This window comes from Sphingopyxis sp. MG, from assembly GCF_002953155.1.
Classification (GTDB): Bacteria; Pseudomonadota; Alphaproteobacteria; order Sphingomonadales; family Sphingomonadaceae; genus Sphingopyxis; species Sphingopyxis granuli.
Genome location: NZ_CP026381.1, coordinates 2,786,443 through 2,812,322 on the forward strand (window position 1 = coordinate 2,786,443; position 25,880 = coordinate 2,812,322).

The window sequence follows — 25,880 nt, forward strand, 5'->3', positions numbered from 1 at the left end:
CGCTAGGCGGCCGCCGGCGTGAGGGCCTCCATCATCCGCACCGCCGCACTGTCGAGCGGACGAATGCCGAGCTCGGCGCGAACGCGCTCGATCGGGTCGGCGATGCGCTGGTGCCACGGAACCGCGATCAGCTCCTTCGTCGCGCGTCCGTGGCGCCAGCCGTCGAACATCACGGTCAGCAACATGTCCATCATCGCGGGTGCGTGGACCGCGGCCTTGGTCGCCACCGTCGCCAGGAAGCGCGTCGAATAATTCTGGCCGAACTGCGCCATCTGAAAGCCGGATATCGCGACCTCGCCCGCCGGGGTGAAGCCGTATCCGGCGACCAGATGCCAGATGTCGTGGAGCTGGAGGATGCGCCGGTTGGTCCGGTTCTGCGCCGGATAGTCGCCCGGCAGGACGACGGTGTCGGCGTCGATCACCTCGATATCGTACCCGTTCGCGGTCAGCATCGATAGCAGATCATGCGCAAGGCTGTCGGCTGCGTGGCTTTCCAGGTCGGCGGTGGTCAACCGCACCTCGGGCTGGGCGATCAGTTCGTGCACGCTGTCGAATTCGAGCAGCGCCGCCTCGCAGGCGTCGATCATCCGCTGGTCGTAGCGGCTGCCGAGCGCGACGACGGCGAGCGTCAGATCGAGTTCACCCGCGGCCGGCGAGGGCGGCTCGGCCACGATCGCCCAGTAATCGTCCCACAGCGCGCGCGGCAGCGCGATGCGCGGTTTGCCCTCGGTCACCCACGGCAGCGCCGCCGCGATCTGCGTCGCGCGCGCGGCACCGTTGTTACTCGCCGCCGTGGCGGCTGCGATGGCGTCGAAGATCGGCACCTGCGCGACGGGATCGACGAAGGCGGCGGTCGTCATCAGGGCAGCGAGGCCCAGCGCCGGCTGCTCCGCCAGCGGCGGACGGGCCGTCTCGACCCAGGTTTCGAATTCCTTGCGCATCGACGGTTCGATCATCGCCACTCATCTCCCGAATTTCATCGATCGATCGATTACACTATAAGAGTAGAATGATCAACTTATATAGCTGGCACTTCGTGCGGCATTGATTATAAGCGGCCCATGGACGAACCTACCAAAGTCAGTTTCCCGAGGCGCGCCGCGGCGAAGGCGCGGACGCGCCAACGTATCGAGGAAGCCGCGCGTCGCCTGTTCGTTACGCTCGGCTATGCCGATGCGACGATGGCGGCGATCGCCGAGGCCGCCGATATCCACATCACCACGCTGTTCACCCATTTCGCCTCGAAGCGCGATCTGGCCGCGGCGATTGCGGTCACCGCGGGCACCCGGTTCGAAGCGGTGGTCGCGACGCACCGCGCACAGGGGGTGCCGGTGCTCACCTTCTGGCGCAACCAGGTGGTCCGGCTCGCGCACGCCTATGAGCGCGATGGCGACGGCCAGATCAACCTCGGCCGCGCGCTCGCGGGCGAACCCGAACTGCTGCCGGTGTGGTATGGGCATCAGCGGCTCCAGATCGATCTGATGACCGACTATATCGCCGACGAGCTCGGCATCGATCCGACGGTCGACCGCCGCGCGCAAATGGCCGCCGCGATGCTTGTCGCGGGCGGGCGGATGGCATTCGATGCCTGGATCGAAAGCGGCCGCGCGGGCGATCTGGTGGCCGAGAACGAACGCCTGCTCGACGCGGCCGAGGCGGTGCTCGCCCGCGGCCTGCCACTGACCCGGCGCGACGGCATCTAGCAAAGGTTCGACCGCAACGAGACCCGCGATCACTCCGCGGCAGCTTCGCCCAGTTGCCGGATATTTTCCAGATGGCGCGACCGGCTGATCGGGTATTGCGCGAGGCAGAGGATTGCGATGGCGGTCGCGACCGACAGCGCCACGATATAGATGGTCGCCAGCCCGTGCAGCGCGTCGGAACCGACCTGTCCCGGCTGGGCATTGTCGGGAAAACCGACGAAGGACAGCAGCAGCCCCGCGAGCATGATCCCCATGCCCGAAACCGCCTTGTTGACCATCGTCGCGGCCGAAAACAGCAGGCCTTCGGAGCGGCGGCCGGTCTCGAGCCGGATCTGGTCGGTCACGTCGGCGACCATTGACACCGCCAGGATGCCGCCCGCGACCGTCGTCATCATGCTGAAGGCGAATTGCCCCATCAGCAGCCACAGCAGCAGCGGATCGCCGTTGGCCGGAAACAGGCCGACAAGACGCAGGATCAGCGGGACGACACTCGATATCAGCGACAGGCCGAACATGAGCATTGCCGCCGGCTTCTTGCCGAAACGCGCCGACAGCGGCAGCACGACGACGAAGGCGAGCAGAATACCCGCAACCGCGGTCGATGCGACGGTGGCGATCTGACTGGCGCTGAGTTCCCAGAAATAGGTCGAGAAATAGACGCCCAGCGACAGGTTGAGTCCTGACGCCACGGCGAAGAACAGGCTGGCGAGCAGGATGGAGACATAGGCGGGGTGAACCAGTACGCCGAGCATCTCGCGCAGCATCCGTCCGACCGGAACCTTGACGACCGGTGGCGGCGGCGGGCGTTTCAGCACCTCCCTCTGCGTCCCCAGCGAGGAGACAAGGACCGACAGCAGCATGATCGCCGCCGCCGCCCAAGCATAGGTGACATAGCCGCCCGCGTTGAGATGGCCGACCGGCTGCGTCGGCGTCGGCCGCAGGAAATAGCCGAAGGTCACGACCGTCATCCCAATGCCGCCGCACACGCCGAAGAAATAGCGCGCAGCAACCAGCTTGGTGCGCTCGTCATAATCGCTGGTAAATTCGGCAAGCAGCGCGGTCGAGGGGATCTCATAAAGGCTGATCGAAAAGCGCACGAGGATGGCCGTGGTGACGAGCCAGGCGAACTGCGCGCCATGCGCCATCCCGGGCGGCGTCCACAGCAGCAGATAGAAGAGCGCGATGGGAAAAGCGGCGGCATACATGAAGGGGTGCCGGCGTCCCCAGCGTGTCCGGACATTGTCCGAATATTGGCCGAGCAACGGATCGAACAGCGCGTCGGCGATCATCGCGATCATGATCGCCGTTCCCACCCAGGCCGCCGGAAGTCCGACGACCTGGTTGTAGAACAGCATCAGGAGCGCGTTGAAGCCATGGTCCTTGATGCCGAAGGCGATGGTACCCGAACCATAGAGAAGCCGGGTCCTGAACGGCAGGGCATCGGCCGGACGTGCGTCGGTCCTGCTCACGCGATCGGCCTATCGGAACCGGACTTCGAACTGGAGGCCATAGGTTCGCGGCGGGGTCAGCGAATAGGATTGCGCAACCTCCAACGTCGGCGACGACGCGAGCAAATTGCCCTGCGCGCTGTCATATCCCTTGCTGTCGAACAGATTCTTGACGAATGCAACGACGCGATAGCGATCGCCCGCAGCGGTCCAGATCGCGCGCAGATCGACCTGATCCCACGAAGGCATCCGGTTGTAGGGGCGATTGAAGATGTTGCTGTAGGCCGAACTGCGCAGCACATAGTTTCCCGACAGCGAAAGGGTGCCAGGGTCGAAGTCGATGCTGTACATCGCGTTGAGCGCCAGCTTGTGGCGCGGCGTGTCGGACAGCCGCGCGCCCGCGACGCTTTGTGGCTGCTGGCCATTGACTGACGGTCCCGACGGCTGCGCGCCGGGCTGTACCGCCAGCGGGTCCTGCCCATCGACGAAGCAGCATCCGTCGCCGATCCGCGAATGGCCGTAGCCATAGTTGAACGACAGTTGCAGCGGATCGGCGGGCTGCCAGGCAAGTTCGAGCTCGGCACCATAGCTTTGCGAGCTTTTGAGGTTGAAGAACTGGGTGAGCTGCGCGCCGCCCGGCTGCGACACCGTCAACGGCACCTGAAGCCCCTGATAATCATAATAGAAGCCGGCCAGATTGACGCGCAGCCGCCGGCCGATTGCATGCTTGTAGCCGGCTTCGAAAGCGTCGACATGCTCCGCTCCGGTCTGCGGCAGCACCGAAATGCCGCCGGCGTTGAATCCGCCAGACTTGTAGCCGCGGCTGTAGCGGAGGAAGGCAAGCTGGTCGTCGCCGGGTTGCCATTCGATCGCAACGGTCCCGGTCAGCGCGTCCCAGCTGTTCGCCAGCCCGCGCTGCGCAATGCCCGTTGCGGGATCGATGGTCACGGCCGACGCGACCCCCGGTGCGGGGAGCGTGGAGATTTGCGACGCGGTGATGTCGAGCGCCGGAGTCGCCGAACCATAAAGGTCGGGCGAGAAGCCGCCGCAGCCGAAGCAGAGAATGCGGAAGGATTCGTCGCCGCTCTTCCTGTCATGCGTATAGCGCAACCCGGCCGTGATGCGCAGCGCGTCGGTGAAGCGATAGTCGACCTGACCAAAGACCGCCGACGATTTGGTGGTCAGCGTCGAGGCGGCATAGACGAAATCGCCGAGCGGATTGGCGGGGCCGTTGGCCGGCGCGCGCAGTTGCAACTGGTTGGGCGCGTTGAAATGCGATTCCTGCGTCAGCGTCTCCTGATAATAATAGACGCCGGCGACCCATTGCAGCGGTCCGTCGGTGTTCGACGTCAGGTTGAGTTCGCCGCTGCCGAAGCTCTTGTCGTTGTGCAGATTGAGCTGCGTCGACGGAAAGGCGGTGAGCGGTGTGCAGCCGGGAATGAAGGCGCAAATGCCGCCGCCCGGGGCAAGCGGAAAAGCGTAGGAAATCACGCTCGTCCCATCGAGTTCGTATGTGTTGTCGATACGATATTTCTGATAGCCGCCGAGCAGGCGGACGTCGAAGGTCGGCAGCGACCATTTGATATCGCCCGTCGCGCCGAAATTGCCGCGCAGGCGCTCGGTCTGCGTCGTATCGGCGCTGAAGCGCCGGATGTCGGTCGCGCCGGGCGGCACCGGATCGGGATCGAGAGCGACGACGCCCGGAATCAGGTAGCCGAACGCCGCGCCCGGCGTGATCGCACCGGTCGGATAGGGGGCGAAGTCATAGGCGCCGATGCGGTTGAGCGGGTGCGGATTCAGGTCGCTTCGGCCCGAGAATATCTTGGCCCATGCCGTCACGTCGGGTCCGAGGTCGGCCTCCAGCTGCAATTCGACATAGCGGCGCTCGCCGCGGCCGCCTTCGCTGATCCCGCCGGCCTCATTCTTGAAATAGCCGCGTCCCTGCTTGTGATATCCGCCCGCCAGCCGCGTGCGCAGCCCCCTGGTCAGTGCGCCCGATGCCGATGCCTCGATCGTATAGAGCCCATAATTGCCGACGGTGCCGCGCAGGTCGGCGCTGAAGTCCTCGGTCGGCCTTTTGGAGATCGCGTTGATCGCGCCGCCGATCGAGTTGCGGCCATAAAGCGTGCCCTGCGGGCCGCGCAGCACTTCGATGCGATCGATGAAGAAATCGGACGCCGCGATCGAAGTGGTCGAGGCATCATAGATGCCGTCGGTATAGGTCGAAACGCCGGGATCGCTGCCGTTGGTGTTGGTCTGGCGCCCGATGCCGCGGATGAACACGCGATCATTGCCCGCCGAATAGCTCAACCCCGGCGTGAAGTTGGCGAAATCCTGCAGCGTGTCGATACCGGCGAGCTGGCGCGCATCGGACGTATAGGCCGATATGGCCAGCGGCACTTCCTGCAGATTGGCCGTCCGCTTTTCGGCCGTGACGACGATTTCGGTCAGGCCCGGGCCGTCTTCCGCCACGGAAGGCCGGCTCCCGGCCGTCGTCGTACCCTGCGTCTGAGCCGCAGCCGGCATCGCCATGAATGCGACGCCCGCAAACATCCAAGATATATTTCGCATACCACGCCTCTCCCGCCGCCAGCGATCCTGCTGGTCGATTATTGGCGCGATGGGCCCGCTTCACCGGGCCCACGCTATGTACGGCGAAATGCCATTGCGGCATCCCCCGTCGCCATCGTTATAGGTGTTTCATATATTAGTCTATAATAGTATATTTAACATCGCGATTTTATCGGCGGGAAAGCCATTCCCGGCGTATTTGCGGGGGATTGCCCGGCGACGGCCGGAGCTTCTTATCTCATTGGAAAAGATAGACGATATCGCCACGGCGATTTCGATGTTCGCACCTATTGAAATGGTGTAATATATTTTTCTATGATGATAGAATCATCATGATTGGCTTACCACGGCCGACACGACCATCGCCACGAAGCGGGCGAGGTATAAGGGAGACGAGAAATGAACGGAGTTTCGCGCGCCATGGATCGGCGGACGGTCTCGACGGGCATTGGCGAGGAACAAGGCTGATGGCCTCCACCGCCCAGACGCTTGCCGAACTGAACGCGCGCGCCCTCCCCGACTGGTATCAGGACGCGAAGTTTGGGATTTTCATCCATTGGGGCGCGTTCGCCATCCCCGGCTTTGCCCCGCGCCTTGGTTCGATCGGCGAAGCCTTCGCCAAGGACTATGACCGGGCGGTCGCGATGGTGCCCTATACCGAATGGTATTGGAACGCGATCAAGGTTCCGGGAACGCCTTCTGCCGAATTCCACCGGGCGCATTATGGCGATGCGGCCTATGAGGATTTCAAGCAGCCGTTCGAGGCGGGACTCGACCATTGGGACCCCGCCGCCTGGGCGGAGGCGTTTCGCGACGCCGGCGCGCGTTATGTCGTGCTCGTCACCAAGCATCACGACGGGCTTTGCCTGTGGCCCAGCCAGATCGCGAACCCGCATCAGGCGGGATGGACGACCGGACGCGACATCGTCGGCGAGCTCGCCGCAGCGGTGCGCGCTGCCGGGCTCCGCTTCGGGGTCTATTATTCGGGCGGGATCGACTGGACCTTCAACCGGCGCCCGCTGCGAACGCTCGGCGACTTCATCGCTTCGACGCCCGGTGGCGACTATCCGGCCTATGCGATGGCGCAGGTGCGCGAACTGATCGACCGCTATGAACCGTCGGTGCTGTGGAACGACATCAGCTGGCCCACGCGGCCCGGGCCGCTGTACCGGCTGTTCGCCGACTATTATCGTGCGGTGCCCGACGGCGTGGTCAACGACCGCTGGGTGGCGGCCGGCCTGCAGCGCGACCTGCTGAAAATTCCGCTGGTGCGGCGCTATGTCGACCGGAAGATCAAGGCGGCGATCGCCAGGCAGGGTCCCGACGCATCGCAGGGGATCATTCCGCCGGAAATTCCGCACAGCGATTTTCGGACGCCCGAATATGCGGCCTTCGCCGAAATCCAGGAGAAGAAATGGGAAGCGACACGAGGGATGAGTCACAGCTTCGGCTTCAATCGCAACGACGACGAAAGCGACTACGCCAGCGCCGATACGCTGCTCCACGATTTCATCGATGCCGTGTCGCGCAACGGAAATCTGCTGCTGAACATCGGGCCGCGCGCAACTGACGCGGGCATACCCGACGAACAGCTTCGTCGCCTGAAACGCTTCGGCGCATGGCTCCGCGCAAATGGCGACGCCATCTACGGCACGCGGCCATGGACGCAATCGGATGGCGAGACCGAATGCGGGCTTGCCGTGCGTTTCACCGCCGCACCGGGGCGCGTGAACCTGATCGTCAAGGGGCCGGTGGCCGACACGCGGCTGGTGATCAAGAATCTGGCCCTCTCTGGCAAGGGCGTCCGTCTCGGCGATGGCAGCCCGGTCGAGATCGAGGCGCGCGGCCCCGATCTGCAGCTGACCTTCGCTTCTTCCTGCGTCGACACTGTCGGCACGGCTGTTTCCGTCGCGGTTTAGGGTAGCAAGACGACCGAGGTCGTCACGGTCAGCGGTGGGCGCCGGACGGACGGCTTCTCCAAACGGTTTCACAAAGGGTGAAAATCGTTGCACTCGTCAGGGCGCCATGCGGCGCCGGTGTCGCACCGGACTGACGGTGCCTTGTCACAGATTGTCGGTGGATTTATTTTTCTGGCCCAGGAATTCGACGATCCGGCGCATGGCCAATGTCGCGGGGAAATGAGGGTTGGTACAGATGGCGAATTTTCGCAGCGCCCAGGTCTCGTCCAGGTCGATCAAACGCAGGCCAAGCGAATAGGCCAGGTTGCGAGCGGCGATGACCGGCAGGATGCCGATCCCGAAACCGGATTGGACCATCCGGCAGACGCCATCGAAGCTGTCGACTTGCGCGCGGATCTGTAAAGGCATGCCGGTCGTGGTGGCAACCGATTGCAACAGGCGAGTCATCGATGCGTTATCCTCCAGCACGACGAAGCTTTCGTCATGGAGGTCAGCGAATTGCATCCTGTCGATACCTTCGCGAAAGTTGCTCGGCGCCACGATCGCGAGCCTGTCTTCCTTATATGGAACCGTGTCCAGACCGTCGGTAATCGTGCCCGCCATGACGATCCCGACATCAGCCAGGCCTTCGCGGATAAGCGAAACGATGTTGCCGGTATATGCTTCGCGCAGATCCACTCGCGTGTCGGGATAGGTAGCCGCGAACCGTGACAGATCCTCCGGCAGAAATTGGGCGATCGCCGACGTGCACGCGTGGAGTTTGACGGTTCCGATGAGACCGCTGGCATAATCCACGAGATCGCGCGTTGCGATGTCGAGGCGCCTGAACACGTGGTGGGCATGGTCCAGCAGAACCCGACCGGCCGATGTCGCCTCCACCCCGCGCCCGGTCCTGTCGAACAACCGCGCGCCATAATATTCTTCCAGGTTCTTGATCCGCCGGCTGGCCGCGGCGAGCGCGATGTTCATCTCGTTGGCGGCCTTGGAAATACTTCCGAGCTTCGCCGCCAGAACGAAGAGATTGAGCGATTCAAGATTTACCTGGTGTCGGCCACGCATCGACTTAGCCCGTCCGGTTGAAGAACTTTGATACGATCTATCACGGCGGGAAGCCAGGTGCACCTGCAACGCCAGGTTTCCCTGGAGGCGGGACACCCCGATGGTGCGAACCAGGAATCAACATGCCGTCAGGAAGTCGAACCCTTGGCCGGGTCGTATATCTTGGCGTTATAATCAACGTTCTTCGACATGATTCCGCGCGTATCGATGAGGGTGCCGAGCGTCTGCATGTTATGCGCGTGGCTGAGTTGATGATAGGCAAATGCAGTCTGCATCGCTCCCGCCCGTCCCTGCGCATCCTGAGCCGCATTGACTGCTTCTTTGGCCAGCTTGAGAGCGAACAAGGGCTTCCTAGCTATTTTCCTCGCAAGATCGAGAGTGAAGCTGTCGAGTTCGTTGCGGTCGACGACATGGTTGACCATGCCGAGCCGATGGGCATCCCGGGCGCTCACGAACTCCGAAGTGAAGAGCATTTCTTTCGCCCGGCGTACGCCCAATTCCCATGGGTGCTGGAAAAACTCCGCGCCGCACACGCCCATCGCCACGGTGTTGTCTGCAAAAAGCGCGTTATCGGCCGCGATGATGATGTCGCACGGCCATATCAGCATGAGGCCGGCTGCGATCACGCGTCCCTGGACCTGTGCGATCACAGGCTTGGGAATGTTGCGCCACCTCTCCGACAAGCCCTGGTAGACCTCCTTCTCGCGCGCCATCACCCCTTCGCACCCCTCGCAGCCAAAGCCGGTCCAGGTCCCGACGACCTGATACTGTTCGAGGACCTCGACGGCGTCGCGGTTCTTGAGGTCATGGCCGGACGAAAAGTCGTCGCCCACTCCGCCCAATATGATCACCTTGACCTCGTCATCCTGGACGGCACGGTCGAACGCATCGTTCAGTTCGTAAAGCAGACGGGTATTCTGCGCGTTTCGGGTCTCGGGTCGATTGAGCAGAATGCGTACGATCGCCGGGTCCGGCTGCTCGTACAGGATCGTGGTGAAGCTATCTTGTGCGGGGGTCTTGAGAGGCATTTGAGATCCTTTGGGATTTCGACCACGGTGACGCGATCGGCAAGACGTCAGTGTTGATCCGGCGACAGCGGGAAGGCACCGGCCTCCACGCCGAAACATTCCTCGATATTCGCCCGCATCCTGCGCACGATGTCGATCTGCGCTTCGCCCTCGCGGGGGAACAGCTTTTCAATTTCTTCGAGAATGCCGGGGTGGCGATCGTTAACCGGTACGCCCAGGGCCAGCGCCCACTTCTCTATCTGGAAGATGAATTCCGGGCTGATCCGGGGCGGCATCTCGGCATTGGCGCGATCGCGCATCGCTTCATCGAGAGACACGAATTGCACGCCGTGGGCGACGAAAGCGTCGAGGATACGCTCGAGGCATTCGCCAGCGATCGGGGTCCCGTGAATCAGCCAGACAAGCGCCACGTCGCGACCGAAAACGGCCCGTGCGTTGGCGGCGTGGATGCGCAGCTGGCGCAGCGCGCTTTCGACGTAATCGTCGTGCAGCGCCGCCAAGTCATCGGACCGTCCGTACTTGACGACGCGCGTGTGGGCGGCATGCCAGCGAAAGTCGTGAAAATTGGCGCTCACGGGGATCGGGAAGTAGCCGCTGTCGGCGACGAAATTCGTGATCTCGTCGCATTTGCACTGCGTATCGCCCCACATGTCCATGCAGAAACGAAAACAACGGCGCGGCGCTGCATCGATGTATCGCCCGATCAGCCGCTCCGAACGCTCGATATCTCGAGCGTAAGCGTCGGCCGCGAGCCAGTTTATGCTGGGATGGTGGTGGGTATGGTTCCCGACATGATGGCCACCCTCGACCCACAGATCGAACACTTCCGACAGATCGGGATCGTCATCCAGCTTCAGGGTGTTGGAAAATTGATAGATCCCGGAAAGACGATGGGCGGCCAGTGCATTCATCAACGACCGGGCGGTGCCGCCGGCGGAATGGCCTGGCGCCATGCCTATATTGCGAAACAGCAGAAGATCGTCGACGGTCACCGCGACCTTGACGGGGCCGAGCGGCGATACGGGATGGTCTTTGCCGCCGTCGATGAGATTCATTCGCGATCTTCCTTTCCATCAGGCGACATTTCTGGCCCGACCTTTCCAGAATGGCGCCCGCAGGGCTTGCTTGTCCACCTTGCCCACCGCCGTCAGCGGTAGGGATCCGACGATATCGATCGTCTTGGGTGCATAGAGCGGGCCTTTGCGATCCCGAACATGACGTTGCAGCGCTTCCGCCGGAAGCTCGTGACCGGGACGGAGAATGATAAACGCGTGCACCGCCTCGCCCCAACTTTCGTGCGGCACGCCGATCACCGCGCAGGATGACACGTCGGGATGGCTGTTGAGCAGGTCCTCAACCTCGCGCGGATAGACGTTCGTACCCCCGGTCACGATCATGTCTTTCTTGCGATCGACGATCGAAAGGCGCCCGAACTCGTCGATAAAGCCGATATCGCCTGTGTGGAGCCAGTCATCGGCGAGGGCGACGCCCGTTTCGTCCGGATTATCGAGGTAACCAGCCGTGACGGCGGGCCCGCGCACGCAGATTTCACCGACCTTGCCCGGATCGCTTTCATATTCGCCCTCATCGCTGGCGATAGCGAGCTGTACCGTGCCGACCGGCGTTCCACAGGCCTGGAGCGAGGCGGGATCACCGCGGTCGTGATGCTCCTTCGACAGAATGGCAATAGGCGTGCATTCGGCTTGCGCATAGATTTGCGCAAAGACTGGCCCGACCAGATCCATCGCTTGGCCAAGCCGGTCGGGAGAGATGACGGACCCGGCATAGGCGATGAGTTCGAGGGACTGCAGGGCAGCCCGGTCCGGAGCGGCATCGAGCAGGCGATAGACCATCGTCGGAACCATGAGCGTCGCATTGATGCGTTCGCGTTCGACGATCCTGACGAACTCGTCCACGTCAAATTTCCTGGCAAGATGGATCGTGCCGCCACGCATGAGGGTCGGCAGGATGAGTTGGCCGCTGACATGACTTATCGGCGCGAGCGCCAGATAGCGCGGACAGTCAGGCATGCCGAGTTCGCCGTTCAGCGTGATGGACTGCATCGCAACCGATGCGCCGCTTTTCATCACGATCTTGCTGCGCCCGGTCGTGCCGCCGGTCAGGCTGAGGTTCACGATATCGCCGGATGAGGCAATATCTTGCGCCGGCACATCTGCACTTTTGTCGGCCAGGTGCATCAAATCATGACCGACCGTGGCGGCGCCAACGCTGAAAATCGTCAGCCCGGGAACCCTGTCAGCCAGTTCGCGAGCGCGGGTGGCAAACGCGTCGGTGTCGATCACCAAAGCGACCGCGCCCAGTTCCGCAAGCTGATCGACGTGCAGGTCGAGCGCGCTTAGCGGATGGAGCCAGGTCGTGGCGATGCCCAGCCCTTGCGCGGCGACATTTGCACACCACGGCTCCGGGCGGTTCTCGCTGAGAAAGGCGATCTTTGCGCCACGCCCGAAGCCATGAGCGCGAAAGACCGCCTGCTCGCCTGCGATCAAAGCGCTTACCTGACGATAGCTTAGCTGCGCGTCGCCCTGCCTGAACGCGATTCTCGCAGGGTATTTCGCCAACGCACGCATGACGAGGGTGTAGAATGTCGGCAAGCTGTTCAGTTCCATCCGCCCCGTTCTCCTTTACGCAGTGGGCCCCGACAGTCCGTCGAACCATAACCGGCGAGGCCGCGCGAATTTCGTATCCCGTTTGCGTGGGTTAGAATTCATACCTGAATTGCGCGCCGAACGTGCGGGGCGGGCTGACCGAGCCGTTGACCGGAGAGCCATACACCGCCGAACCGACGAGCCCGTTGGCACGCGTGACCTTGTCGGTGATATTACGCACGAAAACGCTTGCGATCCAACTCTGGCCGTCCGGGCGGTACGTCAGAAATGCGTTGGCCTTGACGTTGCCCGCCTGCCCGACGCGCGGATCGTTGAACGCCGTGAAATAGACCCGAGAGGTGTAATTCATTTCTCCGCGTGCGGTGAGCGAACCCGAGCCAAGGTCGAAACGATATTGCGCGCCGGCATTGATGGTCACGCGAGGTGCCTGTGTCAGGCGTTTGCCATCGAGATCCTGCTCTCCGAGCGCGGGACGACCCGGATCGAGCGATTGAAAATCCTTGTAACGACTGTGCAGGTACGAGAGCGATCCATCGAACTGCAGCGCATCGGTAGGCAGCACCGTCAGTTCCAGTTCGCCACCGTAGAGAACGGCCGAGGCGGCATTTTCGGTGACCACGGTGCTGTTGATGACCTTGGACACCTGCAGGTTGCTGTAATCATAGTAGAATCCCGCGAGGTTGGCCCTTATGGCGCGATCCAGCGCGGTCACTTTTATGCCCCCTTCATAGGCCCAGAGCTTCTCTGGCGCGAACGCGGGGCGATCAACCCCCAGGTTGAAGCCGCCGCTCTTGAACCCTTTCGACACGGTAGCGTAGAATAGTGCGTCGGGCGTGGCCTGAAATTGCACGCCCAGCTTGGGAGTGAACGCCGTGTTCCTGGTCCTTGCCGACCGCGGGAAACCGGGGAGGGGTATCAACGAGGCGTTGGGATCGTAGGCGCGCGCGAAATCAAGCTGGAATATGTCGTCGATCGAGATATTCTCCCGATTGTAGCGTGCCCCCGCGATGATTTTCAGGCTATCGGTTACAGCAAGATCGAGCTGGCCGAAAACGGCCACCGCTTTGACGTGCGTATCGCCTGCGACGACGAAGCCATTCGTCATGAAGTCGGGGCCACCCGAGATCATGAGATTTCGTGTAGCCTGCGTACTGGCGTATATTTTCTCGTCGAAATAATAACCACCGACGAGCCAGTCGGTTTCTCCGATTTTCCCCGATAGCTGTAGCTCCTGACTGATTTGGCGGGAGCGCTCTGCATTAATATAGTAGTTCAGAGGTATTTCGGTTTGATCCAGGTCGGAAATGAATTCGTATCGAGAATGCCTGTATCCTGTCAGGCTTTTGATCGTGATCTGATCGAGATCGTAACTGATCGTTCCCGAAAAGCCATAAACCTGCTTGTCGTTCGTGGGATCGCGATCGCTGTTGATGTCGCGCAGATCCCCGGCAGGCGTACCGCCGAGGGCGACGCCCGGTAGTGTGGTGCCGGGATTGTACAGGTCAAAATAGTGGATCCCGTACGAGTTGTCGCTCTCGCGATAGAAATCGCCCGTCAGGGTCACGCTCAACCGCGAGGTCGGCTCGATCCTGATCGTGGCTCGCGCGCCGCGCTGGTTTGCGTCGTCGATGTCGGTGCCAGTGTAGAGATTCGTGCCGTAGCCGCTGCGATTGTTCGATACGACCGCCAGTCGGGCCTGCACACCTTCGGCCAGCGGTCCGCTTACCGCGGCCTGCAGCGAAACGGCGCCGTAATTCCCGACGGTCAGATCGGCATAGCCCGCCAGCGAATCCGTCGGTTGCCTGCTGATGACGTTAATCGAGCCGCCAGTTGCGTTGCGGCCATAAAGGGTACCCTGCGGCCCCCTCAGAACTTCGACGCGCTCGACATCAAAGAAGGACCCCAGCTGTGCGCCGGGACGGCTGACATAAACGCCATCGATATGATATGCGATACGGGCTTCGGAACCTGGATTGATCGCGTCGAAACCGATGCCGCGGATCGCGATACGCGCTGCGCCGCCATATGTCCCGAAGTTCACGCTCGGCGCAATCGTCGTCAAATCGGCAACGCTGGTGACCTGCCGGTCGCGGAGGGCATCGCCGCTCAGGGCGGTGATCGCGATGGGAACGCGCTGAATGTTCTCGGATCGCTTCTGGGCCGTTACCACGATATCGCCCATCGGCGAATTCCCACCGTCGGCCTGTATGGAATTCGGCTTGGTTGCTGCAGCGCCCTCGGCCGGTTGCGGTTCGGCGGCCATGGCTGGCAAGGCAGTGCCCGCAAGCAGCAGACCAGTCATAAATTTCTTCATTGGATACTCCTCCCCTCGCATTCGTGCTCTCGTCCAATCGAAAGCCGAACGTCTGTCCAAATACTTCGTAGTCGCCCCGGACACCGGAATGCAGCCAGATTGCAGGGAAATCAGACTTCGCAAGATTCGAAATCCCATGCGATGCGCTGCCAGCACGTTTCCGCGCCTGTCTTACAATCGCAGGAGCGGCATGATCGTCGACGATGGCGCCTCCCACCACTCCTGCCAGAGCAGCTGCAACGCTCAACCGGAGAGCGCATCGCTCGCCTATGCGATCATGCCGATTTCGCGCAGGATTTCATCGGTATGCTCGCCGACTGCAGGAATGGCGTCCATCCGCGCTTCGGCTTGACCTGGCGGCAAAAGCGCCGGGATCGGACCGACCGGACTTTCCACCGTTCGCCAACGGTCGCGTGCGATAAACTGCGGGTGCGCCCATAGCTCGGCCATGTCGTTGATGTTGGCATTGGCAATCCTGGCACGTTCGAGCCGCTCCAGGACCGTTTCGCGCGGAAGCTTCAGCAATACCGAGTTGATGATTTGTCCGAGTATTTCGCGGTTGTCATTTCGACAGGCGTTTGTGCAGAAACGAAGATCGGCGGCCAAGTCCGACCGTTCCAGCACGATGCGGCAGAAAGCCTCCCATTCACGCTCGTTCTGCACGCCAAACATGATGCTGCCGGTTGCCGTCCTGAAAGGCCCATACGGAAAAATCGTCGCATGCGAAGCGCCGACCCGCGGCGGTGGCGGGGCGCCCTCGAACGAATAATAGAGCGGATACCCCATCCATTCGGCGCTGGCTTCCAGCATGGAAACGTCGATATGACGGCCCTGCCCGGTACGTCCGCGCTCGATCAGCGCTGCCAGTATGCCCGAATAGGCATACATCCCGGCCGCGATGTCGGAAATGGAACAACCCGCCTTGCAAAGTTCTCCGGCAGAGCCCGTTACCGAAAGAAAACCACTCTCGCTTTGTATCAGCAGGTCATAGGCTTTCCTGCCATGATCCGGACCGTCATTCCCATAGCCCGAGATGTCGCATAAGATCAGCCGTGGATGGCTTTTTCGCAAGGTTTCCGCATCGAATCCCATCCGGGCCACCGCGCCCGGCGCCAGATTCTGCACGAACACATCAGCTCGATCGACCAGCCGCATCAATGCCTCAAGACCTTCCTGAGACTTCAGGTTCAAAACGACGCTTTGTTTCGACCTGTTGCACCAGACGAAATGCGACGAAAGCCCGCGAACGCGCGTATCGTACTGGCGCGCGAAATCGCCCTCCGAGCGTTCCACCTTTATGACTCGCGCGCCGAGGTCGGCCAACTGACGCGTTGCGAAAGGCGCGGCAATCGCATGCTCCAGGCTAACCACGGTCAGTCCTTGCAATGGCAGCATGTCAGACGATCTCCCCGTACGAAATCGTCGCCGGGACTGGTGATTCTGCTCCATTGCAAACTGCGAAAAACGGGCGAAGAGCCGCCTGTCGAACTTCGAATTCCCTTTTGACTCGAGGCACGATCATCCCCCCTCCGCCTATATTGAGCATCTTGATCCGATGGGGTCTCGCCTCTCGCCCGCTTTCGAACCAGACTCCTTATCGGCAAATCGGACTTCGCATTTGGCGAAATTGGAGTCATCGCAGGCGAGAAACAGCCGTATCCCATATCGTCGCCTGAGCGGAACGGCACGGACCCGATCGCGCATTGGCAACCGATCACGTGCCGCGATGTGCTCCGGCTACGACCACCGACCTTTCGAAATTGGCGAAGTCACACTTCGCTCGAATCGAGCTTGTGACTTACGCCACCGCCGTCGAGAAGCGGTTCCAAAGAGTGGCGTCTGTTGCTCATATGGATTTCGGCCGGTGGTCAGCCACGTGCAGCGCGAGAGGAATTTGGATGATCGCTGTCGATCTCACCCGTGATGGGCCTGCGCCGGGTGCGGGAACATCCGGCTCTCACCGCACGATCGCGCTATGCGGTTTGACGATGATCGTCGAAGGGTTTGACACCTATGCGATCGGGTATGTCGGGCCGGCGATCGCGAAAGAATGGGCCATATCGCAGGTGCAGGTCGGCCTTGTCTATTCGATCGGGGTAGCGGCTTCGCTGGTCGGCTCGGTGGTCTTTGGCGGTCTGGCGGATCGCTTCGGGCGCCGGCGACTGCTGATAGGGGCCACCATCCTGTTCGGGATCGCCACGTTGCTGGGAGCGGTGGCCGACGGAGTGGGTACGCTGATCGTCAGCCGTCTGTTGGCGGGGATCGGGCTGGGCGCCTCGATCCCTTGTGCACTGGCCCTGGCGACCGAGGCGGCGTCAGAACGACATCGCGCCAGCGTCCCCGTGCTGATGTCCGCAGCCATCGCCAGCGGTATGATTTTCTCCGGTCTGGCAGCCGCGCTGATCATGCCGGCATATGGATGGCGGGGGTTGATGGCAGCCGGGGGCATCATACCGCTTTTATTGGTCGCACCGATGTATTGGGGCCTGATCGAGACCCGGCAAGCGGAAGGCGAGGAGGAGCAAGAAAAACCCTGGCGCATCCTAACGCAGCGTCCGATCGCGACTTTGGTGGCCGTGATGACGCTCGCGCTTTTCGGTACCTACCTCGTGGCATTCTTCATGAGCTTTTGGTTGCCTTCGATGCTCACTCCGCTGACCGCCGATATCCAAGGCGTCGGTTTCGGTATGATGGTCATCAAGACCGCCAGTCTCTTGGGGTCGTTGACCGTCGCGGCGTTGATGGCTCGGGTCCAGCCGGGCCGTCTGTTGCCGGCCACATTCCTTATCGGTGCCGTCGCGCTGGCACTGGGCCTGCGCGATCACGGAAATTTCACAATGACGGTTGCCGTCCTCGCGTTCATCAGTTTCTTCATCGATGGAGCATTCAGCGGAATTATCGGTTTCGGTGCATGGATATTTCCGAGCCGCATCCGCGCCACGGCAATTGGTGTCACGACCGGCATGGGCCGCTTTTCGGGCGGGACGCTCGGCCCCATGGCAGGCGGCATGATGCTCGATCGCGGCTTCGGCCTACCTGCGATTGCGACAATCGCCGCGATGCCTTTGCTGATGGCCGGACTTCTGGTCGCAATCGCAGCCGGCATACACCGACGCGGAAATGCATGAGCATGAAAATTGGCATTGTCGAAGCAAGCCCACGCGATTGAACGAGAGCTGCGGTGCTGCGATGGGCGGCCCGCCGACGCATGTTGCCGTTGCATTATTCGCCGCATTCGAAAGGCGCGCAAGCGACCTCTCGTTCATTCTGGCTGATGGACGCAAGTCCATGCGCATCCCTTCATGCGGCGCACTATTTCAGGCGCTGCGGAAGGCCAGCGAATATCATCTGCACCTCCTGGACAGCCGCAGCGACGGCCTGGTTCGTCCGACCGGCTTCGTCGCGGAAGCGCCGCGCCAGTGCGTTGTCCGGCACGATCCCGAGGCCGACCTCGTTGGCGACGAGGATGAGCTGGCCCCCGAACCGCCCAATGGCTTCGCAAAGCTCGCGCGTCGCGGCTTCGCAATCGGCCTCTGCCAGCATAAGGTTGGATATCCAGATGGTGAGGCAATCGACCAGGACGACGGCGTCCGCATCATCGGCGGCGTCGAGCGCGGCGGCGAGATCATGCGGCGCCTCGACCGTTCGCCATCGTTCGTCCCTGTCCGCCCGGTGGCGCGCGATACGGTCGCGCATCTCCGCGTCATGGGCTTCCGCCGTGGCGATGAAGATGTGCCGGCCCGCGATCGCTTCGGCGCGCGCCTGCGCGTATCGGCTCTTTCCCGATCGCGCGCCGCCCAGCACGAAAAGGCTTCGTCCGGTCATGCGCTCCCCTTCCCCCTTCCCGCCGGCGCGAGCAAGCCGCCGACATCGCCATGCCGCGCATCGACGTCGGCATGATAGTCGCGACCGCTCGCCGTGACCCCGATGCGGCCCAGCAGCGCGTGGCGCAGGTCGACGGAGGCGAAGGGACCGTGCAGACAGGAACCCAGCACCGATTTATCGACGTCGGACCCGGTCGCTTGCAGCATCACAGCGCCCATTCGGCACCCCCCACGAGAAGCCAGAGCAGCGCGCAGGCGCCGAGGTAGAGACGCAGCGCCCGGCGGATGTCGAGGCTCGACGGCGCGCGCGCTCCGTCGCCGATCCAGGGCTTGTCGTGCAGGACGCCGTCATAGGCGATCGGGCCCGCGAGACGAAGCCCGAGCGCGCCCGCCATGGCGGCCTCCGGCCATCCGGCGTTGGGCGAGGCGTGCTTGCCGGCGTCGCGCCGCAGGATGCGCCAGCCGCCCCCGCCCGCGAGGCAGATCAGCAGCGCCGACAGGCGGGCGGGGACGAGGTTGAGCAGGTCGTCGGCGCGCGCCGCCGCCCAGCCGAAGGCGCGCCAGCGTTCCTCGCGGTGGCCGATCAGGCTGTCGGCGGTGTTGACCGCCTTATAGGTCCAGACCCCCGGCAGCCCCAGGAACAGCAGCCAGACGGCGGGTGCGGTCACGCCGTCGCAAAAGCTTTCCGCAAGGCTTTCGATGGCGGCGCGCGAGATGCCGCTTTCGTCGAGCGCGGCGGTATCGCGGCCGACGATCGCGCCCACGGCGACGCGGGCGGCGGGCAGGCCTTCGCTATCGAGAGCGTCGGCGACGGCGCGGACATGGTCGAACAGGCTGCGCTGCGCGATCGCCGGCCAGGCGAGCAGCGCCACGGCCGCCCACCCGAACGCACCCAGCCGTTCGAGCAGCAGCGACTGGACGAGCCAGGCCGTCCCGCCGACCAGCCCAGCCAGTAGCAGGACGGTCAGCAGCCCCAGCAGGCGGCGCGTACCGAAGCGTCGTTCCGGTCCGTTCCAACGCCTCTCGGCGGCGTCGATCAGCCGCGCGAACCATCCGACCGGATGCCCGGCCAGCCGATAGAGGGTGCGCGGCCAACCCAGCGCGGCGTCGAGCCCCAGCGCCGCCAATGTGACCGGATCAGCCATCGGCGAGGGCGGCCTTCAGCCGCAGGAATGCTGCGTCGTCCCCCGGAAGACCGAAGCGCAGCCATTGCGGCTGGTCCGCAAAGGGCCGTGTCAAGATGGCGCGGCGCGCCAGCCGTTCGAACAAGGCGCGCGCGTCGGCGGTTTCGACCAGCCGGAACAGCGGGCATGCGCCGACCGGCGTATATCCGGCCCCCCGCAACAGCGCATCGAGCGCGGCTGCCTGCTTCGGCAGGCGGCGGCGCGTGGCGGCGATCCAGTCCGCGTCGGCGTAGGCGGCGGCGCCAATGGCCACGGCGGCGGCGGACACCGGCCAGGCGCCGAGCAGGGCGCGCAGATCGCGCAGGAACGGCTCCGGCCCCAGCACGAAGCCGAGCCGCACCCCGGCCAGCCCGAAGAATTTCCCGAAGGAGCGGAAGAGGATCAGGCGCGCATCGTCGCCCACCGCCGGCGCGAGGCTCAGCGCGGGATCGACATCGGCGAAGGCTTCGTCGACCAGCAGCCAGCCCGCCCCGCTCCGACTCGCGAGCAGGTCGCGAAGCGTCGCGGGCGTGACGGTCCGGCCGTCGGGATTGTTGGGATTGGCGAGGATTATGCTGCCGCCATGCCGCCCGATCGCGTCTGGACCCGTGGCCATCGCGGCCGGGATCATCTCGCCGTGCGTGCGATAGCCGGGTGCGGCGTATCGGGCCTCGCCGCCGATCAGCGCGCCGACCAGGCGGAGGCCGATCTCGGTTCCCGGGACGGCGCAGACGTGGCGCGCGGCGACGCCGAAACAGGAGGCCGCCACGGCCTCCAGCCCGGCGATGGCGCCGCGTTCGGGAAGGCGCCGCCAGTCGACGTCGACGCGCTCCGTATCGGGCCAGGGGTTGGGGTTGATCCCCGTCGACAGATCGATCCAGGGATCGCCGCCCGAGCCGAACCGGCGCTTCGCGGCCGACAGGTCACCGCCGTGCCATGTCCACGGCTCGCTCATGCGACTTGCAGCCACAGCAGCGCTGCGAACAGCGACAGGCTTTCGGTCACTTCGATTCCGGCGCCATGGCCGTCGCCCGACACGCCGCCGATCGCGCGGCGCAGCCACCACCCCCAGCCGAGCAGGAAGAGGGGTGTAGCGAGAAGCGCGGGCGACGAGCAGGAAGCCGCCGCAAGCAGCACGCCCCACAGCAGGAGATCGCCGATGCGGACGGCGCCGCGAAAGCGAGAACCCAGCCCCGCGTGAAGATCTGGCAGCCACCGCGACCAGACGAGCGGCCCCGTTCGCGCCGCGAAGGGGACGAGGGCGATGGCGAGGAAGGCCTGCGCCTCGATCAGGGCATGGAGCAGAACCAGCTTGGCGACCAGTTGCAGGACGATCGCGACGACCGCGAAGCTGCCGACATGGGGATCGGACAGGACGGCGATCATGCGGTCGCGATCCTTGTGCGCCGCGCCGCGCGCATCGGCGATGTCGCCCAGCCCGTCGAGATGAAGCGCCCCGGTGACGCCCACCCACAGGAGCAGCGCGAGCAAGGCTCCCGACCAGCCGTCCAGCCTGCCGCCGCCCCATGCGGCCGCGGCGACGATCGCGCCGACGAGGAGCCCGACCGCCGGAAACCAGCGCATCGAGGCCGCGAATTCCGCGCTGGAAACGGCGGCCAGGCGCGGCGTCGGCAGCCTCGTCAGGAACTGGACGGCGATCAGCAGCCCCTTCATGGGCGCAGAGCCGTGATCTGCGCGACCGGCGCGTCGCCGGGCCACAGGCGCAGCGAGACGAGGACGCCATATGGCAGGTCGAACGACCATATCGAACGCCGTTCGAAGCCGCAGAGACCGTGCAGCGCCGCGCGGATCGCGCCGCCGTGCGTGACGATGAGCGTGGGGGCCGGTTCCAACTCGGCGACGGCGCGCGACACGCGCGCGACGAGCGCCGACCAGCGTTCGCCGCCCGGCGGCGGGTTGGCGTCGGGATCGTCCCAGAAACGGGCCATCGCCTCGCGGTCGATCTCTTCGGTCGCCCGGCCGTCCCACGCGCCGAAATCGATTTCGCGCCAGCGGGGGTCGACGGCGAGCGGCCGGCCGATGGCCGCTCCGATTGCTTCGCCCGCCAGCCGGCAGCGCCGCAGGTCCGACGCGATCAGCCGTTCGGCGCCGACGGTGCGCGCCTGCGCGACGCAGGCGGCGATTCCTTCCATGGTCGGCGCGCTGTCGGTCCGGCCCAGCAGCAGCCCCGGTCGCTCGGGCGCGCCATGGCGCAGCAAATGGAGCGCGAAGCCGGTCATAGCGATGCCGACACCGCGGCCTCGGCAAAGGTCGCCATCCGGTCGTGCGCGGCGAGTGCCGCGCGGACGACCCCGGCCGCCACCGCCGCCCCGCTCCCTTCGCCGAGCCGCATCCCGAGCGACAGCAGCGGATCGAGCCCAAGCTTTTCGAGCAGCAGCACATGGCCGGGCTCGGCCGAGCAATGGCCCGCGATGCAATGGTCGGCGATCACCGGATTGTCCGCCGCCAGCGGCGCGATCGCCGCGCAGCAGATGAAGCCGTCGAGAAGGACGGGAACGCCCAATTGCCGCGCCCGCACCGCCGCGCCGGCGATCGCCGCCGTCTCGCGGCCGCCGACGCGGCGCAGCGTCTCGAACGCCGAACGCCCGGCATGGGCATGGACGGCGACCGCGCGCTCGACCACCTTGGCCTTGCGCGCCACGCCCTGAGTATCGACGCCCGTGCCGGGGCCGACCCAGTCGGCGGCCGTGCCGCCGAAGCTGCGCGCGCATAGCGCGGCGGCAGCGGTCGAATTGGCGATCCCCATTTCACCCAGCACGATCATGTCGATCCCCTCGTCAACGACCGCCGCCCCGGCGTTGAGCGCGTCGAGGCATTCGGCCGGAGTCATCGCGGGTGCGGCGGTGAAGTCGGCTGTCGGTCGGTCGAGGTCGAGCGCGACGATCTGCAATTCCAGTCCGGCAGTAGTCGACAGCGCGTTGATCGCCGCGCCGCCCGCCTCAAAATTGGCGACCATCTGGGCCGTGACGGTTGAGGGAAAAGCGCTGACGCCGTGCACGGCGACGCCGTGATTGCCGGCGAAGATCACGGCGCGCGCGCGGTCGAGGCGCGGGCGCGCGCGCGACTGCCAGCCGGCGAAGAAGATGGCGATGTCTTCCAGCCGCCCCAGCGATCCGGCGGGCTTGGTCAGCGTCATCTGGCGCGCGCGGGCAGCCTCTTGCGCTTCGTCATCGATATTGCGCGGACGCGCCAGCGCGACCTCGAAATCCGCGATCGAGGCAAAGGCGGTCATTCGGCGACGAATCCCGGCGGCGGAACGCGGACGAGGAAATGTCCCTTCACGCCTTCCGGCCAGTCGGCATAGGCGACGCGGCCTTCGGCGCTGGCGGCATGATGCACGGCATAGTCGAGAATTGCGCGCGCCGCCGCGTCGTCCGGCGTGAAGCGGCCGAGCACATAGCCGACCTTTCCCGGCGCACGGATATGGACCGCGCAATATTCCTTGCAGGCGAACAGGCAGGGCATTTCTTCCACCGCGATCCGCGCATAGGCGGGCTCGCTGCGGGCAAGTCCGCGCAGCAGCCCGGCGAGCCGCGCCCCGCCGCGCACGCCCTCTTCATCCTCGCGCGCATCCTCGCCGTGACGGCAGGTGTTGCACACGATGACAGAGGGGCCGTCGGCGGCGGGGCGAAGCATCGTCACGCGGCCTGCGGTCTCGACACGTTCGCGGGCGCGTCGAGGCTGAAGCCCGCGCGCGTCAGCAGGGCCTGCGCCGCCAGCAGTCCGGCGAAGATCGCGCCATAGCGCACGAACTGGCGCAGCAGCACTTCGCCCGAAAAGGCCGACCAGCCATGGTCGAGCAGTGCCACCCAAGCGAGAATGCCGAGTTTGAAGCCGACGAAGGCGGCGGTGTAGCTGGCACTCATCCGCACGGCCGCTGGGAGGCTGCGCATCGAGCGCGCAACGGCCTCCGCCGACAGCAACGAGACGACCGCCGCCATGCCGAGCGCGAACGGCCACGCCGGGTTGCCCGTCTGATGCATGAAATAGGTCACGGCCTGCGCAGCGAACCAGGCAACGAACATCAGCATCAGTCCGATGCGACGCGGCACGTGCGTCGCGGCCAGCGCGGCCAGCGACGGAAAGGGCGTTGCACAGGCGAGAATCATCGAGGCGATGGTGCTCACCCCGGCCATGGTGCCGACCCAGACATTGCGTGCGAGAGCGGTAGAAGGCGTCTTCATATTCTTCTCCTCTGGCTGAAAATTCGGGCGCATCAGAAGCGTCCCCGGAAACCGGCGTAGATGGCGCGGCCTAGTGTGCCGTAACGGTAGGCCGTCATATAATTCTCATCGAAGATGTTCTCGGCACGCGCGAAGAAGCGGACATTCTCCGACAATCTGAATTCGGCGCGCAGGTCGATAAGCGTGTAATCGTCGAGGACGATGCTGTTCGACGCATTGTCGAAGCTCTTGCCGGACCAGCGCAGTGCCGCTCCGACGTCGAGACCGAAGGGCAGAGCGTAGCCGACCGACGCATTGGCCGCGTGGCGCGGACGGCGCGGCAGGTCCCTGCCGAAATTGGTCGCGCCCGGCGAACGATCCTCGGCCACGATCCAGCTATAATTGCCGTCGAGCGTCAGCGCGCCCAGCGTCAGCGCCGCCGTCGCCTCGATCCCATGCGCCTCGCCGCGCGCGACATTGGAATAATAGCCCGAACGGCGCGTGGAATCGCCAGGGACCAAGCAGAGCGGATTGGGCGTGGTGGGCGAGCAGGAATTGAAGATGATCTGCCCGGTCGTGATGCGATCGAACCAGACCCCGCCAACCGTCAGAGCGCGGCCGAACAATTGCTGCTCGATCCCTGCTTCCCAGCCATGCGCTTCCTCCGGGTCGAGCGCGACATTCCCATATTCGCTGAACATCTGATACAGCGTCGGCGCCTTGAAGCCTTCGCCATAGCTCGCGCGCAGGATGGTCCCGGTCGGCAGCCGCCAGACACCGCCCGCCGCAAACAGTGTCTGCCCGCCGAAACGGTCGTGATCGTCATGGCGGACGCCGCCGTTGATCGTCAGCCCGTTCAGGGGCTCGACGCTGAGCTGGCCATAAAGGCTCGTCACGTCCGCCTTGCCGATCGCGAAGTCGGGAAGGGGCGTCGCCAGCGAACCCGAAGGCGAGCGGCTGCGGAACCTCGACCGTTCATTCTCGACGCCAAAGACCGCGCTGACGCCGCGCGTGACATCGATATTGCCCTGATATTCCCAGCGGCGATTCTCTCCCTTGGCCTGAAGGCTGACGGGGCGGGCGCGCAGCGGCCCGTAATTGCTGCGATCGGTGTCGGTGTAGGAATAGGAAATCCGGTTGCGGAAACGCCCGTCCAACAGGTCGAAGTTGGCGCCGGCATAGCTCACGAATTCCTCGTTGAGCGCGTAGTCCGGCGTATCGCCGCTCGTCGAATCGAGATTGACGCGCGCCGTGGAATAATAGCCGCGCACTTCGACGCTGAGGTTCGAAGCAAGCGCCAGTTCGGCGCGGCCCGTCACGCTGCGGTTGCGATAGCCGTCGCGCTCGCCGCCGCCAAAGGCTGGGGCGATCGCCGAAATGCCGTCGGTGGTGAAGCTCTGGCCGCCGATGCGCCAGTTCAGCGGTCCCGTGCGGCCGCCGATCGCGGCGCGCGCGCTGACCGTGTTGCGCGATCCGGCCTCGATGTCGAAGCTGCCTTCCAGCGGTTTTTCGGGGATGGCCGTGACGATATTGACAACGCCGCCGATCGCCTGGCTGCCCCACAGGATCGACTGCGGACCACGCAGGATTTCGATCCGCTCCATGTCGCCGACCAGCAGGTTGGCGAAATTATAGCCGCCGCCGGCGGCCGCCGGATCGTTGAGCTTCACGCCATCGATCACGACAACGGTATGATCGGACTCGGCGCCGCGGATGCGGAGCGATGTCGCGGTGCCATAGCCGCCGTTGCGCGAGACGGTGATGCCGGGCGTGCGCAACAGCAACTCGGTCGCGCCGATATCCTGCGACCGGTCGATCGCCGTCTTGTCGAGCACGGTTATCGTCGACGGCACCTCGTCGAGTGCGAGCGGCGAGCGCGTCGCGGTGACGACGATGCTGTCCTCTTCGGACGTCGCGGCGGCGTTAGCGGCTTCTGCGGCCGATACGGGAAAGCCGGCTGCAAATGCCGCCAGTGAAATGGAACTTCGAACAATAACACGGAACATAGGGTACCCCATCGACAAGACCATTCGGTCGCTG

At 64.2% G+C, this 25,880-nt stretch carries 22 protein-coding genes; 3 read left to right on the forward strand and 19 right to left on the reverse strand.

Translation table 11 applies throughout. The annotated features are described in order from the left end of the window. Window positions 1-2: 2 nt before the first annotated feature. Entirely contained in the window at window positions 3-956 is a 954-nt protein-coding gene (locus C3E99_RS12835; protein WP_076076837.1) for a Coq4 family protein, read from the reverse strand. A gap of 105 nt (window positions 957-1,061) precedes the next feature. On the opposite strand from C3E99_RS12835, the gene C3E99_RS12840 reads away from it, so the two are divergent. Continuing rightward, window positions 1,062-1,703 carry a TetR/AcrR family transcriptional regulator gene (locus C3E99_RS12840; protein ID WP_067106346.1) on the forward strand — a complete coding sequence of 214 codons (642 nt, stop codon included), beginning with the start codon at window positions 1,062-1,064 and terminating at the stop codon, window positions 1,701-1,703. 29 nt (window positions 1,704-1,732) lie between these two features. On the opposite strand, the gene C3E99_RS12845 is transcribed toward C3E99_RS12840, so the two are convergent. After that, entirely contained in the window at window positions 1,733-3,172 is a 1,440-nt protein-coding gene (locus C3E99_RS12845; RefSeq protein ID WP_076076839.1) for an MFS transporter, read from the reverse strand. A gap of 9 nt (window positions 3,173-3,181) precedes the next feature. Next, window positions 3,182-5,623, reverse strand: coding sequence for a TonB-dependent receptor (locus C3E99_RS12850; protein ID WP_158682284.1), 2,442 nt, complete (start codon window positions 5,621-5,623; stop codon window positions 3,182-3,184). A gap of 566 nt (window positions 5,624-6,189) precedes the next feature. Between C3E99_RS12850 and C3E99_RS12855 the strand changes: the two genes are divergently transcribed. Further along, window positions 6,190-7,641, forward strand: a complete 1,452-nt coding sequence (locus C3E99_RS12855; RefSeq protein WP_076076842.1) for an alpha-L-fucosidase — start codon at window positions 6,190-6,192, stop codon at window positions 7,639-7,641. A 144-nt stretch (window positions 7,642-7,785) separates the two neighbouring features. Here the strand turns inward: C3E99_RS12855 and C3E99_RS12860 are convergent, their stop codons facing one another. The 6 genes from C3E99_RS12860 to C3E99_RS12885 all read right to left on the reverse strand — a co-directional run bounded on the left by C3E99_RS12860 (window position 7,786) and on the right by C3E99_RS12885 (window position 16,064). Further along, the gene (locus tag C3E99_RS12860; RefSeq protein WP_076076844.1) at window positions 7,786-8,700 is read right to left on the reverse strand and encodes a LysR family transcriptional regulator; all 915 of its coding nucleotides are present in this window, start codon (window positions 8,698-8,700) and stop codon (window positions 7,786-7,788) included. A gap of 128 nt (window positions 8,701-8,828) precedes the next feature. Then, on the reverse strand, window positions 8,829-9,728 hold the full coding sequence (locus tag C3E99_RS12865; protein WP_104959853.1) for an enoyl-CoA hydratase: 900 nt from the start codon (window positions 9,726-9,728) through the stop codon (window positions 8,829-8,831). Window positions 9,729-9,775: 47 nt separating this feature from the next. After that, window positions 9,776-10,783, reverse strand: coding sequence for a polysaccharide deacetylase family protein (locus tag C3E99_RS12870; RefSeq protein WP_104959854.1), 1,008 nt, complete (start codon window positions 10,781-10,783; stop codon window positions 9,776-9,778). 18 nt (window positions 10,784-10,801) lie between these two features. Then, on the reverse strand, window positions 10,802-12,355 hold the full coding sequence (locus C3E99_RS12875; RefSeq protein ID WP_104959855.1) for an AMP-binding protein: 1,554 nt from the start codon (window positions 12,353-12,355) through the stop codon (window positions 10,802-10,804). Window positions 12,356-12,446: 91 nt separating this feature from the next. Then, window positions 12,447-14,669, reverse strand: a complete 2,223-nt coding sequence (locus C3E99_RS12880; RefSeq protein ID WP_158682285.1) for a TonB-dependent receptor — start codon at window positions 14,667-14,669, stop codon at window positions 12,447-12,449. 267 nt (window positions 14,670-14,936) lie between these two features. Then, entirely contained in the window at window positions 14,937-16,064 is a 1,128-nt protein-coding gene (locus C3E99_RS12885; RefSeq protein ID WP_104959857.1) for a CaiB/BaiF CoA transferase family protein, read from the reverse strand. 503 nt (window positions 16,065-16,567) lie between these two features. On the opposite strand from C3E99_RS12885, the gene C3E99_RS12890 reads away from it, so the two are divergent. Next, entirely contained in the window at window positions 16,568-17,797 is a 1,230-nt protein-coding gene (locus C3E99_RS12890) for an MFS transporter (RefSeq protein ID WP_158682286.1), read from the forward strand. 184 nt (window positions 17,798-17,981) lie between these two features. Here C3E99_RS12890 and cobU read toward each other — a convergent pair whose 3' ends face one another. The 10 genes from cobU to C3E99_RS12940 are packed head-to-tail and all read right to left on the reverse strand — an operon-like array spanning window position 17,982 to window position 25,846. After that, on the reverse strand, window positions 17,982-18,494 hold the full coding sequence (gene cobU, locus C3E99_RS12895) for a bifunctional adenosylcobinamide kinase/adenosylcobinamide-phosphate guanylyltransferase (protein WP_104959859.1): 513 nt from the start codon (window positions 18,492-18,494) through the stop codon (window positions 17,982-17,984). Further along, entirely contained in the window at window positions 18,491-18,700 is a 210-nt protein-coding gene (locus C3E99_RS12900; RefSeq protein WP_067185973.1) for a hypothetical protein, read from the reverse strand. Before C3E99_RS12900 ends, cobU begins: the two co-directional genes overlap by 4 nt. After that, window positions 18,700-19,638, reverse strand: coding sequence for an adenosylcobinamide-phosphate synthase CbiB (gene cbiB, locus C3E99_RS12905; RefSeq protein ID WP_067185975.1), 939 nt, complete (start codon window positions 19,636-19,638; stop codon window positions 18,700-18,702). Before cbiB ends, C3E99_RS12900 begins: the two co-directional genes overlap by 1 nt. After that, a complete protein-coding gene (locus C3E99_RS12910; protein WP_076076856.1) occupies window positions 19,631-20,611 on the reverse strand; it encodes an aminotransferase class I/II-fold pyridoxal phosphate-dependent enzyme in 981 nt (326 codons plus the stop codon). Before C3E99_RS12910 ends, cbiB begins: the two co-directional genes overlap by 8 nt. Then, window positions 20,608-21,330 (reverse strand): adenosylcobinamide-GDP ribazoletransferase, encoded by a 723-nt coding sequence (locus C3E99_RS12915; RefSeq protein ID WP_076076859.1) that lies wholly within the window; start codon window positions 21,328-21,330, stop codon window positions 20,608-20,610. The genes C3E99_RS12910 and C3E99_RS12915 overlap by 4 nt, the downstream gene beginning before the upstream one ends. Further along, on the reverse strand, window positions 21,327-21,896 hold the full coding sequence (locus C3E99_RS12920; protein ID WP_076076860.1) for a histidine phosphatase family protein: 570 nt from the start codon (window positions 21,894-21,896) through the stop codon (window positions 21,327-21,329). The genes C3E99_RS12915 and C3E99_RS12920 overlap by 4 nt, the downstream gene beginning before the upstream one ends. Next, on the reverse strand, window positions 21,893-22,909 hold the full coding sequence (cobT, locus tag C3E99_RS12925) for a nicotinate-nucleotide--dimethylbenzimidazole phosphoribosyltransferase (protein ID WP_076076863.1): 1,017 nt from the start codon (window positions 22,907-22,909) through the stop codon (window positions 21,893-21,895). Before cobT ends, C3E99_RS12920 begins: the two co-directional genes overlap by 4 nt. Then, window positions 22,906-23,313: a DUF1636 domain-containing protein gene (locus tag C3E99_RS12930; protein WP_076076865.1), complete on the reverse strand. Its 408-nt coding sequence runs from the start codon at window positions 23,311-23,313 to the stop codon at window positions 22,906-22,908. Before C3E99_RS12930 ends, cobT begins: the two co-directional genes overlap by 4 nt. A 2-nt stretch (window positions 23,314-23,315) precedes the next feature. After that, entirely contained in the window at window positions 23,316-23,861 is a 546-nt protein-coding gene (locus C3E99_RS12935) for a hypothetical protein (protein WP_104959860.1), read from the reverse strand. A 32-nt stretch (window positions 23,862-23,893) separates the two neighbouring features. Beyond that, window positions 23,894-25,846: a TonB-dependent receptor plug domain-containing protein gene (locus tag C3E99_RS12940; protein WP_083675155.1), complete on the reverse strand. Its 1,953-nt coding sequence runs from the start codon at window positions 25,844-25,846 to the stop codon at window positions 23,894-23,896. Window positions 25,847-25,880 lie beyond the last annotated feature (34 nt).